We start from the raw sequence: 15,971 nt of genomic DNA, 5'->3' as shown, positions 1-15,971 counted from the left end.
GAGGAGGATGACACATGGGACGGAAAAGGTACTGGGCAGCTATCACCGCGGCCGGTATGATTGGGGCCATGGCATTGGGAAACGCATTCACAAGTTATGCGGCAGACGGCTGGACAAAGTCGAATGATCATTGGACCTATATATACAATGGCCAGGTACATACGGGGTGGCTCCAGACCAGTGAAGGATGGTACTATATGGACCTTTCCACTGGTCAGATGACAACGGGATTCAAGCAGATTGACGGCAAATGGTATTTCTTTAAGCCAAGCGGTCTTATGGCAACAGGATGGGTCAACCCTGAGGACGGCAAGTGGTATTACATGCTCGATGATGGGACCATGGTGACAGGATGGCTGAAGATTGGCGATGACTATTATTTCATGCGCGGCAACGGTACCATGGGTACGGGATGGCGCGAGATGGACGGCGCATGGTATTTCTTCCAGAGCAATGGAAAGTGTGTTGTGAATTCCTGGGCCCAGATCAAGGACAACTGGTACCTGTTCGGGACAGACGGCAAGATGATGACCGGATGGGCTAAGGTGGACAAGGATTATTTTTACCTGAACACAGACGGACGGATGCTGATCGGCTGGCTCAGCGACAGTGACGGCAACAAGTACTACATGGACATGTCAAACGGAAAGATGTCCACGGGCTGGAAGCAGATCGACAGCTCCTGGTACTATTTTAACAGCAACGGGCATATGATGACCGGCTGGATCCAGCTGGACGGAAAGTATTACTATCTGAACCCTGCCAATGAAGGGAAGATGATTGCAGGAACATCAGCAACCATCAACGGAACCCAGTATAACTTTGACTCAAGCGGTGTGTGCCAGAACGCAGGCGGTGTATCCGCCCAGACTCCTGGTACGGTTGACAACAGCAACAACAGCAATTCCGGCGTAAACGGCGGTCCGGGGGCGTCCAATAACTCCTCAGGCATCAGCAACAATGGACCTGGAGGCACCTCTTCAGGAAGCAGCGGTCCAACCAGCGGCAACAGCAGTAACACCAGCAACAGCCCTTCCGGCAGTTCTTCCAATAGCTTGGAGGCGGGACGGACAGACGGACCAGGCTGACGGACCATTCTGACAGGGAAACAGATCATAATATAGGGGGATGTCACAGCGGACGGCTGCACATCCCCTTTGATTTTGCATAAGGAGAACAGTATGAAAAATAAGCTGCACATGATAAAGCGCTGCCAGGCACTTGCAATGGCCGGGCTCATAGGGGCAGGCGCACTGCTGCCCTCAGGAACCGCATTGGCGATCGGACCCGGGGAGACATCCCCAACCGTAGTTTCATCCCCAGGACCGGGAGGGCCCGGGCAGGCAGCATCCGGAAGTACCACCAGCACCACCGGCAGCACCAATACCCAGTCCTCCTCCAGCACCAACCCCAATGCCTGGAAGAGGGTAAACGGAACCTATCAGATGCCGGACGGATCAGCGATCAACAATGTGCTGTTTAGGGGGATTGATGTTTCCAGATGGCAGGGAGATATTAACTGGAGCCAGGTGGCTGCGGATGACGTGTCATTCGTCATGCTGGGAACCAGGTCAAAGGGGGCAGTGGACCCGTATTTTCACAGGAATATCCAGCAGGCCAGCGCTGCCGGAGTGAAGGTGGGGGTATACATATACTCCCTTGCCACCACGCCTGAGATGGCGGTGGATGAGGCCAATTTTGTGCTGGACCTGATCCACGATTATCCGGTTTCCTATCCGGTGGCCTTTGACATGGAGGATTCAACCCAGGGCGCCCTTTCCAAGGATGAACTGGCGGCCATTGCCAATGCCTTCTGTTCCCGGATCTCCCAGGCAGGATACTATCCCGTCATCTATGCCAATGACAACTGGCTGGCCAACAAGCTGGACATGAGCAAGATGGATTATCCTGTATGGGTGGCCCGTTATTCCGCAAAACCGGCCTACCAGAATCCGGTGATGTGGCAGGCGACCAGCACGGGAGCGGTAAACGGCATCAGCGGGAATGTGGATATTGATTTCCAGTTTAAGGACTTTACCTCTGTGATCCCTGCCAATACGTGGAGGACGATCCAGGGAAATACCTACTATTACCAGAACTATGTGAAGCAGAAAAATGCATGGATCGATGACGGTACGGGCTGGTTCTACATGAACGGCGATGGGCTGGCATCCAAGGGCTGGCTCACACTTTCAGGGACAAGCTATTATCTGGACGACAGTACGGGCCGGATGATCACCGGCTGGAAGTCGGATAATGGAAAGTGGTACTATTTTGGCAGTTCAGGTTCCCTTTCCAAGGGCTGGATCAATGACGGCGGCCGGTGGTATTACTCAGACAACCAGGGTGTGATGCAGACCGGGTGGCTGGATGACAACGGCAGGAGGTATTTCCTGGAGAGTTCAGGCACCATGGCCACGGGATGGACCAACCAGAACGGTAAATGGTACTATCTGGACAGTTCAGGTTCCCTTTCCAAGGGCTGGATCAATGACGGCGGGACGTGGTATTACTCAGACAGCCAGGGTGTGATGCAGACCGGGTGGCTGGAGGAAGGCGGCAGTCAGTATTATCTGAAGGGTTCAGGCGCCATGGCCACAGGATGGCGTGAGATGGACGGGGCCTGGTATTACTTTGAGGGTTCAGGCCGCATGGCAAAAGGCATGATCGATGTGGGCGGGCTCCACTATTATATGGATCCCTCCACAGGCAGGATGGCGGCAAATACCGTGGTCGATATCAATGGAACCAATTATCAGGCAGACGGCAGCGGTGTTCTCAGCCAGGTCCAGGAAACATCAGGATCACAGGATGGCGGCGAGGTCCAGTCAGGAAGCACGCCGGGCAGCAGCCAGGGCCAGCCGGGAAGCACGCCGGATAGTGTACAAACCGGGAGTACGCCGGGCGGCAGCCAGACAGGAAGCACCCCGGGCAGCAGCCAGGGACCGGGAAATTCCCAAAACAGCGGTTCTTCAGGCGGCCCAGGTGTGGTGATCACACCAGTGGCACCAGGCCAGTAGACCGCGGCCGGCAAATCAAGTCAGGAAACATCATACTGGAGTACGCTATACCAGATAGAAAACAGGGACGGGGTTTTGCCTTGCCTACATGTTCAGCGCCGGGATTACATACCCGGCGCTGATTTTTCATTATGGATGCATTTTCATATCCGGTCATATCATATATTGGATAGATAGAGGGTATCAGATGAAAGAAGGCATAGTGTGAAACTTGGAAATAAAATAAAGCTTTTGGCTGTAATCTGCATGGTGGACCTGTTCCTTCTGGGCGGGTTGTTCCGTGTTGTCTCAGACCCGCAGCCTGCCCACGTATCAACTGACGATGGAACCTGGGTGCAGGAGGGTGGGGACACATTGGACCGGGCCAAGGGGCTGGAGGGAAAGTGCATCGCCCTGACATTTGACGATGGACCCCACAAAGACTGCACGCCCCAGCTGCTGGATGGCCTGAAGAAACGCGGGGTACGGGCCACCTTTTTCCTCATGGGGCAGAACATAGAGGGAAATGAGGACCTGGTAAAGCGTATGAAGGAGGAGGGGCACCTGGTGGGTAACCACAGTTACAGCCACGTACAGCTTACCAAGGCCGGGTCGGCTGCAGTGTGCCAGGCAGTGGACAGGACCAGCAGGATGATAGAGGATATTACGGGGGAGCGGCCCCAGTATATGCGTCCTCCCTTTGGGGACTGGAATGAGGAACTGGAGTGCGAGGTGGGAATGACCACGGTGCTGTGGTCGGTGGATTCCCTGGATTGGAAGCTGAGGAACAAGAATAAGATCGTGAAGCGGGTCTTGAAAGATGTAGAGGATGGGGATATTATATTAATGCATGATATTTTCCCCACCTCAGTGGATGCGGCGCTGGAACTTGTTGACACACTTACCAAGCGGGGATATACTTTTGTTACGGTTGATGAACTGCTGATCGACTAGCACTGTACTGTGCAGACTCAGGTGCGGTGGGATAAGCGGATGCGGAAAAACACAGCAGAAGGGGCAGAATGATGGATCTATTTGATTATATGAGAGAAAACAGCATGGAAAAGGAGTCGCCTTTGGCGTCCAGACTGCGGCCGAGGACACTGGATGAGGTGGTAGGGCAGCAGCATATTGTGGGCAGGGATAAGCTGCTTTACCGGGCCATTCAGGCGGATAAACTGGGGTCGGTCATATTCTACGGACCTCCGGGAACCGGAAAGACGACCCTGGCCAAGGTGATCGCCAATACCACCAGTGCGGATTTTAAACAGATCAACGCCACGGTGGCAGGTAAAAAGGATATGGAGGAAGTGGTGAAGGAAGCCAAGGACAGTATGGGCATGTACGGCAGGAAGACCATATTGTTTGTGGATGAGATCCACCGCTTTAATAAAGGGCAGCAGGATTACCTCCTTCCTTTTGTGGAGGACGGGACCCTGATCCTGATTGGGGCAACCACGGAGAATCCGTATTTTGAGGTAAACGGTGCTCTCATATCCCGTTCCAGGATATTTGAGTTAAAGCCCCTGGAAAAGGACGATATCAAGGAACTGATCCACAGGGCTGTATATGACAGGGACAGGGGCATGGGCTCCTATGACGCCGTGATCGATGAGGATGCAGCGGATTTTCTGGCAGACACGGCCAATGGAGATGCCAGGGCAGCCTTGAACGCAGTGGAACTGGGAGTCCTGACCACCGGAAGGGGAGAGGACCAAAAGATACATATTGACCTGGCTGTTGCACAGGAGTGTATCCAGAAGCGGGTGGTCCGCTATGACAAGAATGGGGACAACCATTATGATACGATTTCCGCGTTTATCAAAAGCATGCGGGGCTCGGATCCGGATGCGGCGGTATATTACCTTGCCCGTATGCTGTATGCGGGGGAGGACATCAAGTTTATTGCAAGGCGTATTATGATATGCGCCTCGGAGGATGTGGGCAATGCGGATCCCCAGGCATTGGTGGTGGCGGTCAATGCGGCCATGGCAGTGGAGCGCATCGGCATGCCGGAGGCTCAGATCGTCCTGTCCCAGGCAGTGACCTATGTGGCTTCGGCTCCCAAGAGCAATGCTGCCTGCAATGCTGTATTTAAGGCCATGGAAGTTGTAAAGAGCCAGAGGACCATGCCGGTTCCCGTCCACTTACAGGACAAGCATTATAAGGGGGCGGAAAAGCTGGGCCATGGGGCAGGATACAAGTATGCACATGATTATCCCAAGCACTACGTGAAACAGCAGTACCTGCCCGATGGGCTGGAGGGGGAAGTGTTTTATGAGCCTTCCGACAATGGATATGAGAAGCAGATCGGACAGCATATGAAGTGGCTGAAAGAGTAGTTATGGAAATTTTTACTTTACATTCTTGTAGTTTCGTGTATATAATAGGGCTATACATAGATTAGCTGACAGTTTTCTCATGCTGTCAGCAGTCTGTTAGTCCCGAGCAATTCCCAAATCTGGAATAAACCCCGAATTTGAATGAACAGAAGATTATAGTTCTTGAGCATTTTTCAGATATGCTCTTGAATGTTAGGCATAAACCATCGGTCTGTTTTGGCGGATGATATGATTAATTTTGAATAAGGAGAGATACTATGCGGGAAAAACTACAGACCCTTCCTCTTGCAGAATTAAAAGAACTGGCAAGGAGCAGGGGAATCAAAGGCATCAGCAGCCTTCGCAAGGCGGAGATCATCGAACTGCTCTGTGCAGAGGCTGATAAAAACCCGGAGATCAAGCCGGCGGAGATGAAGAAAAAGGAAAGACGCCAGCCGCCGGCACAGGAGAGCGCATTGACAAGAAGCGCAGAGTCCCAGAACAGGCAGGAGAACGGTCCGTCCAGAAGCGCAGAACCCCAGAACAGGCAGGAGAGCAGACAGGATAATACATCTTCCAGGAACACGGAATTTCAGGACAGGCAGGAAAACAGGGCTCAGGAATCCCAGGAGACCAGAAATCAGGAGACCAGAAATCAGGAGTCCAGAAACCAGGAGTCCAGAAATCAGGATTCCAAAAATCAGGAGAACAGAAACCAGGAGTCCAGAAGCCAGGATCCCAGACGCAATATGAACCGGTCTTATGAAAATAACAAATATTCTTCCTCCAAACCCCAGATGTCCAGACAGCATACGGGCGGCGGACAGAACCAGGGGTCATACCAGCAGAACTCCGAAAGCGGGGAGCGGTCCTTCAGGCAGGATAACAGGACGGATGCGGCAGGCATGTCCAATCAGGACATGGCGGAACTGGACAGCGGGATCGAGGCCAACGGAATTCTGGAAGTCATGCCGGATGGATTTGGGTTTATACGCTGTGAGAATTTTCTTCCAGGTGAGAACGATGTGTACGTGGCACCGTCACAGATCCGCCGTTTTAACCTGAAAACAGGCGATATCATTGCAGGCAACAGGAGAGTGAAATCTGCAACAGAAAAATTTGCAGCCCTTCTTTATATCAAGACAGTGAACGGCTATCCTCTCAGCGCCACTGAGACCAGGCCTAATTTTGAAGATCTGACCCCTATTTTCCCCAACAAGCGTCTGCACATGGAGATGCCTGGAATCAAGACATCCGTGGCCATGAGGGTGGTGGATCTGCTTTCACCCATCGGTAAGGGACAGCGAGGCATGATCGTATCCCCGCCCAAGGCAGGTAAGACCACGCTTTTAAAGCAGGTGGCAAAGGCGATTACCACCAATCACCCGGACATGCATCTGATGATCCTGCTCATCGATGAGCGCCCTGAGGAAGTGACGGATATCAGGGAAGCGATCGTTGGGCCCAATGTGGAGGTGATCTACTCCACCTTTGATGAACTTCCGGACCGCCACAAAAGGGTGTCCGAGATGGTAATAGAGAGAGCTAAAAGGCTGGTGGAGCATGGACGTGACGTGATCATTCTTTTGGACAGCATAACCCGTCTTGCCAGGGCATACAACCTGACCGTTGCGCCCAGTGGACGTACGCTTTCCGGCGGTCTGGACCCGGCGGCCCTTCACATGCCGAAACGATTCTTCGGCGCTGCCCGCAACATGCGCGAGGGAGGAAGCCTGACCGTGCTGGCAACCGCGCTGGTGGACACGGGAAGCCGTATGGATGATGTTGTGTATGAGGAATTTAAGGGAACCGGCAACATGGAGCTGGTTCTGGACAGGAAGCTGTCCGAGAAGCGTATTTTCCCCGCCATTGATATCCTTAAGTCAGGCACAAGAAGGGATGACCTTCTGCTGTCCAGGGAGGAAGCCGAGGCAGTGGATATTATTCACAAAGCCACGAACTCCCTGAAGCCTGAGGATGCGGTGGAAAAGGTACTGGATCTGTTCGCAAGAACCAGGAACAACAGGGAGTTTGTGGAAAACGCAAAGAGAATCAGATTTTATTAATGGGGAACATAGGTCGGTTCGGTCACAGGGACACGTTCCTTTCCTTTAACAGGTCGCGGATCTCAGCCAGAAGCTCTTCCTGGGTGGGACCGGCCGGTGCAGGGGCCTCCTCCTTTTTCTCCTCCTCGTGGTGGAAGCGGGAGCTGACCACGGCCACGGCCTTGATCATAAAGAACATACATGCTCCGATAATGATAAAATCAAGTATATTCTGGAGGAAGCTGCCGTACAGTATGGCGGCTTCTTCTTTTACTTTTTCACCGTTTTCCCATACCGCGGGATTGATTACATATTTAAGCGTGTTAAAGCTTGCCCCGCCGGTCAGGGCTCCCAGCACAGGCATCAGTATATCGTTCACAAGGGATGTGACGATCTTGCTGAAAGCACCGCCGATGATAACGCCCACTGCCATATCAATGATATTGCCCTTCAGGATAAATGCTTTAAATTCCTTCATTACATTGTTTAAGTTACTCATTTGTGACCCTCCTGTCTTATGTAGTGTACTCTCGGAATCTCTTGGTACTCAGATTGGCGAAAAGTCAGCCAAAAGATGGATGCCGGGGAGACTCCGGGAGTACAATGTAATAGATACAGTATACACCATTTTGTGACCGGTTCACAGTGGTTTTTTCGGGCAGGATAAGGATATGGATCGTACTTTATCAGGTACAATCAAGAATCCGGGAAGAAATACCTGGATGCCGGGGCTGACTATGTGATCAGGGACATCCGGGAACTTCTCCCGATCCTTGATCCTTCCCTGCAATGAATTTGAATCTGCCTTATCCTGTGGATGGGGTTGTCTGATATGCTTATAATGATATGTTTATGATGATATACTTATGATTCCAGATCAGATTTCAGAAGTTCATTATATGTTTCAATAATCCGGTAAAAGGCATCCAGATCCGCCTCTCCGCACTGTTCGATCAGGTATGAGGTAGTCTGTGTGATGTCGGCAACGTCATAAGCTTTGTGGACAGAGGAGAGCCTCTGTCCTTTTTCTGTTACATACAGGCATACTGACTTTTCGTTATTTTCCTTGTAGCGCTTCTCCACATATCCGGAGTCCACCAGTTTTTTGATGACCTGGGAAATGGCGCTTTTGCTTTTGTGCCAGATCTTTGCCAGTTCAGTGGCCGTAATGCCCGGGGAATCTTCAATATATGTAAGGGTATGGATCTCCAGCATACTGAAGTTTTCGTTCTCATAAGTGTGATGGGCGTAGATGTAATTATGGTATAAGATGACGAATTCATATAATTTATCCGCCTTGGCGTTCAGCTTTTGATAGGCGCTGTTTATATCTGAAAGATGGCTCATATTAGTACTCCTATTCCGAAATATGTTTAAAAATGATCTTTATATGTAATAGTATCATAGATGGAAAATGGCTTCAATCATTTATTTCCAGCAAAATATGGAAATATTGTTAAGTAAATAAACTATAAAAATTTATTTTCAACATTTTTGTGTGCAAAATGCCCGATTTATAAAAAATGTATTAAAATTTTATTGACAATATGCACTAAGTATTTTATAATATAGTTCAGTTGGTTAACAATATTTCTTAAGAGAAAGGACGGTATATGTAATGGATATTGAGAAGTTCTGCAGGGAAAATTGTGTGGAGAGGCGAGGAACAGGTACGCTGAAGTGGGACTCCCTCCAGGAGATCTTTGGAGATGCCGAACTGCTCCCGCTCTGGGTGGCGGATATGGAGATCCAGTCACCGGCAGCAGTGAGGGAAGCACTGGTAAAGCGTGTGGAGCACGGCGTGTTTGGCTATGGAAGAGTGGAGGATTCATATTTTGACTCTTTCTTTGCATGGCAGAAGAAGCACCACAATGTAGAGTATGTCAGTGAGAATGTAAGATTTGCCACCGGAGTGGTAGGCTCACTGTATGCGGCTGTAAGGGCATATACCAAGGAGGAAGCCTCCGTTATCATCTGCCCTCCGGTATACTATCCATTTTACGATGCCATACTGAATACAGGAAGAAAGCTGGTAACCTGTGAACTTGATAACAACAACGGTTACTACACACTGGACTTTGAAAAGTTTGAGAAAGAAATCACGGATAATAAGGTAGAGATGTTTATCCTGTGCTCCCCTCACAATCCTGTGAGCCGGGTATGGTCTGAAGAGGAGCTGGACACCATGTTTGACATCTGCCGCAGACATGGAGTGCTGGTGGTTTCTGATGAGATCCATCAGGATTTTACTTACGAGGGAAAGAAGTTCGTATCCTCCGCCCTGGTTGGGGACGGCAAGTACAAGGATATCCTGATCACCCTCAATGCCGGATCCAAGACATTTAACCTGGCCGGTCTGATCCATTCCCATGTGATCATTTTCGACAAGCAGCTGATGGAGACCTATGATGCTTATATTAAGGGGATCGGCTCTGCGGAAGTCAACCTGATGGGAATTGTGGGCGTGGAGGCCGCTTTCCGTGGCGGAGAAGAATGGCTGGATCATGTAAAGGCATTGATCATGCACAATTATAATTATATGAAGCAGGAGTTTGCAAGGGAGCTTCCCAAGATTGTGGTTACGCCTCTTGAGGGAACATACCTGTCCTGGATCGACCTTCGAGGTTATCTCACAGGTGAGGAGACAGCGGACTTTATCCAGACCAAGTGCCGTCTTGCCTGTGATGTGGGAGAGTGGTTCAGCCTTATGGCGCAAGGGTTTATTCGTATTAACCTGGCTACAGATAAGAAGAATATCGTTACTGCTGTTGAGAGCATTATTAAAAACATCAAGGAAAAGGTGGGGGAATAAATGGCTGTTTATATCAGTATAATCTGTTTTTTAATCTATCTGGGCGTTCTGTTTGTATTGCAGAAAAAAGGCAAATCCTTTAATGTACGTGTAGTGGCCGGTCTGTTCGGCGGTATTATATTTGGTGCGATTTTAAAGACAGTGGCGGATGACGCAGCGGTTTCAGAGAGTCTGCGGTGGATCAGCCTGGTGGGCACCGCATACACCAAGCTTTTAAAGATGATGGTAATCCCGCTGATCTTTGTATCCATTGTGTGTGCTATCATCAACCAGAAGTCAGGCAAGAACCTTGGAAAGATCACGGCCCTTGTACTGGCGATCCTCCTGTCCACAGCCGCGGTTGCAGCAGTGGTAGGCGGCGTTACGGCAACTGCATTTGGCGTCAGCGCAGAGGGACTGGAGATCGGCGAGGCCGAGAGCAAAAAGACATCCCAGCTGGAAGAGAAGGCTCAGGAGGGTATTTCCTTTGAGGATACCATCATTGATATCATTCCTTCCAACCCAATCTATGCCCTGACCGGACAGGGAAATAACGCCACTCTTTCCGTAGTGCTTTTTGCGGCATTCCTTGGAATCGGAGTGATCGGGGTGCGGACCTATGCACCGGAACAGGCGGAGTTTTTCGGGAAGATAATGAACTCGCTAAATACTTTGGTGGTGGAAGTGGTCATGATGATTATTATGCTGACGCCGTTCGGCATTTTCTCATTGATGACCAAGACCATTGCCGGAAGCGATTATACAAGTATCCTGCGACTTGTAACCTTTGTTCTCGCATCCTACACAGCCATATTTGTCATGTTCATCATCCATGGACTGATACTGGCCGCAGTGGGAGTAAGCCCCCTTATCTACTTTAAGAAGGCTATGACAACCCTGATATTTGCATTTACTTCCCGTACCAGTGCAGGAACCCTGCCGCTGACCATCAGGACCCTGACAGATGAGATGGGCGTGGACAACGGAGTTTCCAACCTGGCAGGTTCACTCAGTACTTCCATTGGACAGAACGGGTGCGCGGCTATTTATCCGGCTATGCTGGTGGTCATGGTGGCTCCCGCTGTGGGACAGCCTATTACTCCATCCTTCTTTATACTTATGGTGATCATCATCACCTTTGCGTCCATCGGTATCGCCGGCGTGGGCGGAGGCGCTACCTTTGCGGGTATCACCGTATTATCCGCACTGGGACTTCCTGTGGGTATTGCCGGCCTTCTGGTGGGAATTGAGCCTGTTATCGATATGGCCAGAACAGCATTGAATGTAAGCGATGGCATGGTGACCGGTCTGGTGGCCGCCAAGCTGACTAAGAATATTGATATGAACGTATATAATGACAAATCCGTGAACCTGGAAAAGAAATCCGCCTCAAGCGGGGATTAATGGCAGGGACGGATAACAGAGATCATGAACAGAGATCATGTTCAGGGATCATGAACAGACATAAATGACAGAGGATCATCTGGAAAGGAAGTGTGAACATGGGTAAACGTGTGCTCATAGTTGGAGGGGTTGCAGGCGGGGCGTCCGCGGCGGCCAGAATCAGGCGCCTGGATGCGGATGCGTCCATAACCATATTTGAACGGGGGGAGCATGTATCCTTTTCCAACTGCTCACTTCCCTACTATTTAAGCAGGACAGTGGCGGATAAGGACTACCTGGTGCTGATGACGCCGGAGGGATTTAAGTCCTCCTATGATATTGAGGTGCGTGTGAACAGCGAGGTGTGCATGATCGACCGTACCCTCAGAAAAATACGCGTCAAAGACAGCGTATCAGGCCGGGAATACGAGGAGGCATATGATGAACTGGTGCTTTCGCCCGGATCCTACCCGATCCGTCCGGGGTCCATTGAGGGAGTATTTCTCCCTCATGTGTTCACAGTGCGCAATGTGAATGACATTGCTAAACTGGATCAGTATGTTGCCAGGGAAGAGGTCCGCAGCGTGGTTGTAATCGGCGGCGGTTTTATCGGCCTGGAGGTGGCGGAAAACCTGAAATCAGCGGGAAAGCAGGTGGCAGTTGCAGAGGCTGCCGTCCAGATCATGGCTCCCTTTGACTATGATATGAGCCAGATCCTGCAAAAGGAGCTTTACGACAAAGGGGTGGAACTGGCAGTGGGGGATGGTGTCAAGGCCATCACCCAGGACAAGGTGATCTTAAACTCAGGAAGGGAGCTGCCCTGCGAAGCGGTGGTGCTTTCCATCGGCGTGCTGCCGGAGACAGAACTGGCAAAGCAGGCAGGCCTTAAGATCGGTGAAACCGGCGGGATCATGGTAACGCCGGATTACCGCACCAGTGATCCCCATATCTATGCGGTGGGGGATGCCATTGAGGTTTTCCAGAAGCTGACCCATAAGCCGGTGAAGCTTCCCCTGGCAGGTCCCGCCCTGCGCCAGGCAAGGGCTGCGGCGGATGCCATGTACGGTATAACTAGCAGGAACAAGGGAGTGATCGGCTCCTGCGCCGTTAGGCTGTTTGAGCTGAATGCAGCGGCTACTGGCCTGAATGAACGGACGGCCAAGGCAAATAACATCCCATGTGACTCGGTGTACACCATGTCCATGGATAAGGTGGGACTCATGCCCGGCAGCGCGCCTATGCATTTTAAACTGGTTTTTGAGGTGCCCACAGGAAGGATCCTGGGCGCCCAGGCAATCGGTAAGGGCAATGTGGATAAGCGGATCGATGTGATCGCCGCATTGATCTCCATGGATGGGACACTGGAGGATTTAAAGGATCTGGAACTGTGCTATTCCCCTGTGTTCGGTACGGCCAGGGATGTGGTGAATCTGGCTGCCCTTGTGGGTCTCAATGTGCTCCACGGAGTATTTAAGCAGGTTCATGTAAGTGAAGTGAGGGAACTGGTGGAAAGCCAAGCCTGCATCATTGATGTGAGGGGCAGGGACGAGTTTGAGATGGGACATCTGGTAGGTGCGGTGAACATCCCATTGGGTGAACTGAGGCAGCGGCTGCCTGAGATACCCCATGACAGGCCGGTGTACCTGCACTGCAGAACCAGCCAGAGAAGCTACAACGCCATCATGGCATTAAAGGGCCGGGGGTATGATAATATCATCAACATTTCCGGTTCCTTCCTGGGAATCAGCTGCTATGAATATTTTACAGATGTGACCACTGGGCGGGAGAAGATACTCACAGAGTATAATTTCATGTAAACGCCAAGGGGAATGGGTGTTAAGCTGCAGATTAGAAACTGTGGCTTAGCACCTTTTTATGACGTTGGCAAAAGCATGCAAAGTTAAAAAGATAAAAGATAAAATTTTGGCCAAGCTTTCATAAAATATCTTGCATTCATATTTTTTTTATGCTATACTGTTTAAGCTGTCTGGATTGACGGCAGTTTTAGCATCCGCGTGAGTCAGAACCTTACGGTGAGGGTGCGTTAAACTTGAACAGTGCTGATATCTGTGCGTTCTGGTGACGGCATGAGCCGGCTGCCTGTAATGTACAGAGGCAGATTGGCATACAGGCCGCGGTCGGAAACCGCAACTAATATCAGAGAGGTGAATATCATGAGAGAAGGAATCCATCCAAATTATTACCAGGCAACAGTTGTCTGCAACTGTGGTAATGAGTTCGTAACAGGTTCAACAAAGAAGGACATCCACGTTGAGGTTTGTTCCAAGTGCCATTCATTCTACACCGGTCAGCAGAAGGCTGCTCAGGCTCGTGGACGTATTGACAAGTTCAATCGTAAGTATGGCATGAATGCTAACTAATAGGCAAGAAAAGATGAGGGTTGGGCTTGGCATCAGGCTCAGCCCTTTCTGGTATTACGCCCTGCGGATTTAAGGCGCTTGGCCGATTGATATCTGCGCGGCGTAGTATGGATCTCACAGAAAGGTAAGAAAGGATGAAATATTCGGGAATTGGCGGTCAGGCCGTAATTGAAGGCATCATGATGCAGAACGGCAATGATTACGCCATTGCAGTCCGCAAGCCGGACGGGGATATTGAGGTGAAAAAGGATACCTACGTAAGCATTACCAAGAAGCACAAGTTTCTTGGACTTCCGTTTATCAGGGGTATTTTCAGTTTTATAGATTCCATGGTTGTGGGAATGCGTGCCCTGACCTGGTCCTGCAGCTTTTTTGAGGATGATGAGGAGGCGGAGCCGGGACGGTTTGAGGCATGGCTGGATAAGGTGTTTGGGGAGAAGCTGGAGAGCATACTCATGAGTGTGGTGATGGTATTTTCCTTTGTCATGGCCATCGGCATATTCATGGTGCTTCCCCTGTTCATTGCGCGGATCTGCAAAAGCTTTATTGCCTCGGAGACCGTGATGGCCATACTGGAGGGCGTGATCAGGATCCTTATCTTTATCCTGTATATCAAGCTGGTGTCCAGGATGGAGGATATAAAGAGGACGTTCATGTACCACGGCTCGGAGCACAAGTGTATCAACTGTATAGAACACGGGCTGGAACTGACCGTGGATAATGTAAGGGCCAGCTCCAAGGAGCATAAGCGCTGCGGCACCAGCTTTATCATGATCGTTATGATCATCAGTATCCTGTTCTTTTTGGTGATCCGCGTGGACACCATCTGGCTCAGGATCGTCAGCCGTATTGTTCTGATCCCGGTCATTGCAGGTGTATCCTATGAGTTCCTGCGCTTTGCGGGAAGGCATGATTCCAAGCTGGTGAATGTTTTAAGCCGTCCCGGTATGTGGATGCAGGGGCTGACCACCACGGAGCCTGACGACACAATGATAGAAGTTGCCATTGCCGCGGTTGAAACCGTGTTTGACTGGAGACAATATCTGGATGAGACATTTCCGGGCTGGAGAGAGAACAGCAGCAGGGAAGACTGCAAAGGAGCGGCAGGACATGACCATACAGCAGTTGCTATGGCAGGGTGCGCAGATACTGAATAAGGCAGGAGTGCCGGATGAGGCACTGGATGCCAGATATCTTTTGATGGAGGCGTTTCACTTAAATCTGGCGTCCCTGCTGGCAGTAAAGAACAGGGAACTTCCAGAGGATGAGGAAACCCTGGAAATGCGCAGAACATATGAGGAGTTGATCCGCAGGCGGGCCGGCCGGATCCCGCTGCAGCACCTTACCGGTGTCCAGGAGTTTATGGGGTTTGAGTTCCTTGTGAACGGGCATGTGCTGATCCCGCGCCAGGACACGGAGACTCTGGTGGAACTGGTGCTGGGGGACAGGCGCGGTAAGGACGGGGCCTGGGGCAGAGATAACGCTTACAACAAAAAGACAGACCTTAACAGGGATACCGCGCTTTTGGACGTGTGTACGGGGTCGGGGTGCATTGCCATCAGCCTGGCTCTCATGGGCGGCTATGGGAGGGTTACGGCCCTGGATGTATCTGAGGAGGCCCTGGCCGTGGCCGGGCGGAACGCGGACCGTCTGCTGGAACCATATAAAGGGGAGTTCAGGCTTGTTCACAGCAACATGTTTGAGGGCCTGGGATCAGAAGACAGATATGATATCATTGTCTCTAATCCTCCCTATATACCCAGCTTGGTGATCGAGGAGCTGGAGCCTGAGGTAAGGGACCACGAGCCCAGGATGGCACTGGACGGGACAGAGGACGGACTGAAGTTTTACCGGATCCTGGCCGCGGAATGTAAGGACCATCTGAATCCGGGAGGCAGTGTGTACATGGAGATCGGATATGACCAGGGGCAGGCGGTAAAAGAACTGTTTACCGACCATGGATACGGACAGGTGGAAGTGAGAAAAGATATGGCCGGGCTGGACCGTGTGGTGCGGGCGGACTGGGAATAAGAATGGTACGTAACAGGTAA

General features: G+C 51.0%; 13 protein-coding genes. 11 read left to right on the top strand and 2 right to left on the bottom strand.

The genetic code is table 11. The features are described 5' to 3' along the window. Positions 1–14: 14 nt before the first annotated feature. From CLFS41_RS22980 to rho, 5 genes are all read left to right on the top strand, one after another. Entirely contained in the window at positions 15–1,088 is a 1,074-nt protein-coding gene (locus CLFS41_RS22980; RefSeq protein ID WP_007866027.1) for a cell wall-binding protein, read from the top strand. A gap of 93 nt (positions 1,089–1,181) precedes the next feature. Continuing rightward, positions 1,182–3,020 (top strand): GH25 family lysozyme, encoded by a 1,839-nt coding sequence (locus tag CLFS41_RS22975; RefSeq protein ID WP_045093566.1) that lies wholly within the window; start codon positions 1,182–1,184, stop codon positions 3,018–3,020. 204 nt (positions 3,021–3,224) lie between these two features. Beyond that, positions 3,225–3,953 (top strand): polysaccharide deacetylase family protein, encoded by a 729-nt coding sequence (locus tag CLFS41_RS22970; RefSeq protein ID WP_007866029.1) that lies wholly within the window; start codon positions 3,225–3,227, stop codon positions 3,951–3,953. Positions 3,954–4,024: 71 nt separating this feature from the next. After that, complete coding sequence (locus CLFS41_RS22965) at positions 4,025–5,341, top strand: replication-associated recombination protein A (RefSeq protein WP_040416978.1); 1,317 nt, start codon at positions 4,025–4,027, stop codon at positions 5,339–5,341. A 257-nt stretch (positions 5,342–5,598) separates the two neighbouring features. Beyond that, the gene (gene rho / locus CLFS41_RS22960) at positions 5,599–7,386 is read left to right on the top strand and encodes a transcription termination factor Rho (protein ID WP_045093565.1); all 1,788 of its coding nucleotides are present in this window, start codon (positions 5,599–5,601) and stop codon (positions 7,384–7,386) included. A 22-nt stretch (positions 7,387–7,408) separates the two neighbouring features. Here the strand turns inward: rho and mscL are convergent, their stop codons facing one another. Together mscL and CLFS41_RS22950 are read right to left on the bottom strand one after the other, a co-directional pair. Beyond that, a complete protein-coding gene (mscL, locus tag CLFS41_RS22955; RefSeq protein WP_007866038.1) occupies positions 7,409–7,864 on the bottom strand; it encodes a large-conductance mechanosensitive channel protein MscL in 456 nt (151 codons plus the stop codon). Positions 7,865–8,229: 365 nt separating this feature from the next. Beyond that, positions 8,230–8,712 carry a MarR family transcriptional regulator gene (locus CLFS41_RS22950; RefSeq protein ID WP_007866040.1) on the bottom strand — a complete coding sequence of 161 codons (483 nt, stop codon included), beginning with the start codon at positions 8,710–8,712 and terminating at the stop codon, positions 8,230–8,232. Between the two features lie 271 nt (positions 8,713–8,983). On the opposite strand from CLFS41_RS22950, the gene CLFS41_RS22945 reads away from it, so the two are divergent. The 6 genes from CLFS41_RS22945 to prmC all read left to right on the top strand — a co-directional run bounded on the left by CLFS41_RS22945 (position 8,984) and on the right by prmC (position 15,951). Then, entirely contained in the window at positions 8,984–10,177 is a 1,194-nt protein-coding gene (locus CLFS41_RS22945; RefSeq protein ID WP_045093564.1) for a MalY/PatB family protein, read from the top strand. Then, the gene (locus CLFS41_RS22940; protein ID WP_007866044.1) at positions 10,178–11,560 is read left to right on the top strand and encodes a cation:dicarboxylase symporter family transporter; all 1,383 of its coding nucleotides are present in this window, start codon (positions 10,178–10,180) and stop codon (positions 11,558–11,560) included. A gap of 98 nt (positions 11,561–11,658) precedes the next feature. Beyond that, the gene (locus CLFS41_RS22935) at positions 11,659–13,356 is read left to right on the top strand and encodes an FAD-dependent oxidoreductase (RefSeq protein WP_007866046.1); all 1,698 of its coding nucleotides are present in this window, start codon (positions 11,659–11,661) and stop codon (positions 13,354–13,356) included. A gap of 357 nt (positions 13,357–13,713) precedes the next feature. Continuing rightward, positions 13,714–13,920 carry a 50S ribosomal protein L31 gene (gene rpmE / locus CLFS41_RS22930; protein ID WP_007866051.1) on the top strand — a complete coding sequence of 69 codons (207 nt, stop codon included), beginning with the start codon at positions 13,714–13,716 and terminating at the stop codon, positions 13,918–13,920. 134 nt (positions 13,921–14,054) lie between these two features. Further along, a complete protein-coding gene (locus CLFS41_RS22925) occupies positions 14,055–15,077 on the top strand; it encodes a DUF1385 domain-containing protein (protein ID WP_045093563.1) in 1,023 nt (340 codons plus the stop codon). Further along, the gene (gene prmC, locus CLFS41_RS22920; protein ID WP_007866056.1) at positions 15,031–15,951 is read left to right on the top strand and encodes a peptide chain release factor N(5)-glutamine methyltransferase; all 921 of its coding nucleotides are present in this window, start codon (positions 15,031–15,033) and stop codon (positions 15,949–15,951) included. The genes CLFS41_RS22925 and prmC overlap by 47 nt, the downstream gene beginning before the upstream one ends. The last annotated feature ends 20 nt before the right edge of the window (positions 15,952–15,971 follow it).

The organism is Clostridium sp. FS41 (genome assembly GCF_000954015.1).
Taxonomy (GTDB): Bacteria; Bacillota; Clostridia; order Lachnospirales; family Lachnospiraceae; genus Enterocloster; species Enterocloster citroniae.
Note: the sequence above shows the minus strand (reverse complement) of the source record. Positions and strands in the feature narration are given on the sequence as shown.

Bases quoted from the DNA above. Each gene is read 5' to 3' on its own strand.
- CLFS41_RS22965 (WP_040416978.1), top strand. From the start codon at position 4,025: ATGGATCTATTTGATTATATGAGAGAAAACAGCATGGAAAAGGAGTCG.
- prmC (WP_007866056.1), top strand. From the start codon at position 15,031: ATGACCATACAGCAGTTGCTATGGCAGGGTGCGCAGATACTGAATAAG.
- rpmE (WP_007866051.1), top strand. From the start codon at position 13,714: ATGAGAGAAGGAATCCATCCAAATTATTACCAGGCAACAGTTGTCTGC.
- CLFS41_RS22940 (WP_007866044.1), top strand. From the start codon at position 10,178: ATGGCTGTTTATATCAGTATAATCTGTTTTTTAATCTATCTGGGCGTT.
- CLFS41_RS22925 (WP_045093563.1), top strand. From the start codon at position 14,055: ATGAAATATTCGGGAATTGGCGGTCAGGCCGTAATTGAAGGCATCATG.
- mscL (WP_007866038.1), bottom strand. From the start codon at position 7,864: ATGAGTAACTTAAACAATGTAATGAAGGAATTTAAAGCATTTATCCTG.
- rho (WP_045093565.1), top strand. From the start codon at position 5,599: ATGCGGGAAAAACTACAGACCCTTCCTCTTGCAGAATTAAAAGAACTG.
- CLFS41_RS22935 (WP_007866046.1), top strand. From the start codon at position 11,659: ATGGGTAAACGTGTGCTCATAGTTGGAGGGGTTGCAGGCGGGGCGTCC.
- CLFS41_RS22945 (WP_045093564.1), top strand. From the start codon at position 8,984: ATGGATATTGAGAAGTTCTGCAGGGAAAATTGTGTGGAGAGGCGAGGA.
- CLFS41_RS22950 (WP_007866040.1), bottom strand. From the start codon at position 8,712: ATGAGCCATCTTTCAGATATAAACAGCGCCTATCAAAAGCTGAACGCC.
- CLFS41_RS22980 (WP_007866027.1), top strand. From the start codon at position 15: ATGGGACGGAAAAGGTACTGGGCAGCTATCACCGCGGCCGGTATGATT.
- CLFS41_RS22975 (WP_045093566.1), top strand. From the start codon at position 1,182: ATGAAAAATAAGCTGCACATGATAAAGCGCTGCCAGGCACTTGCAATG.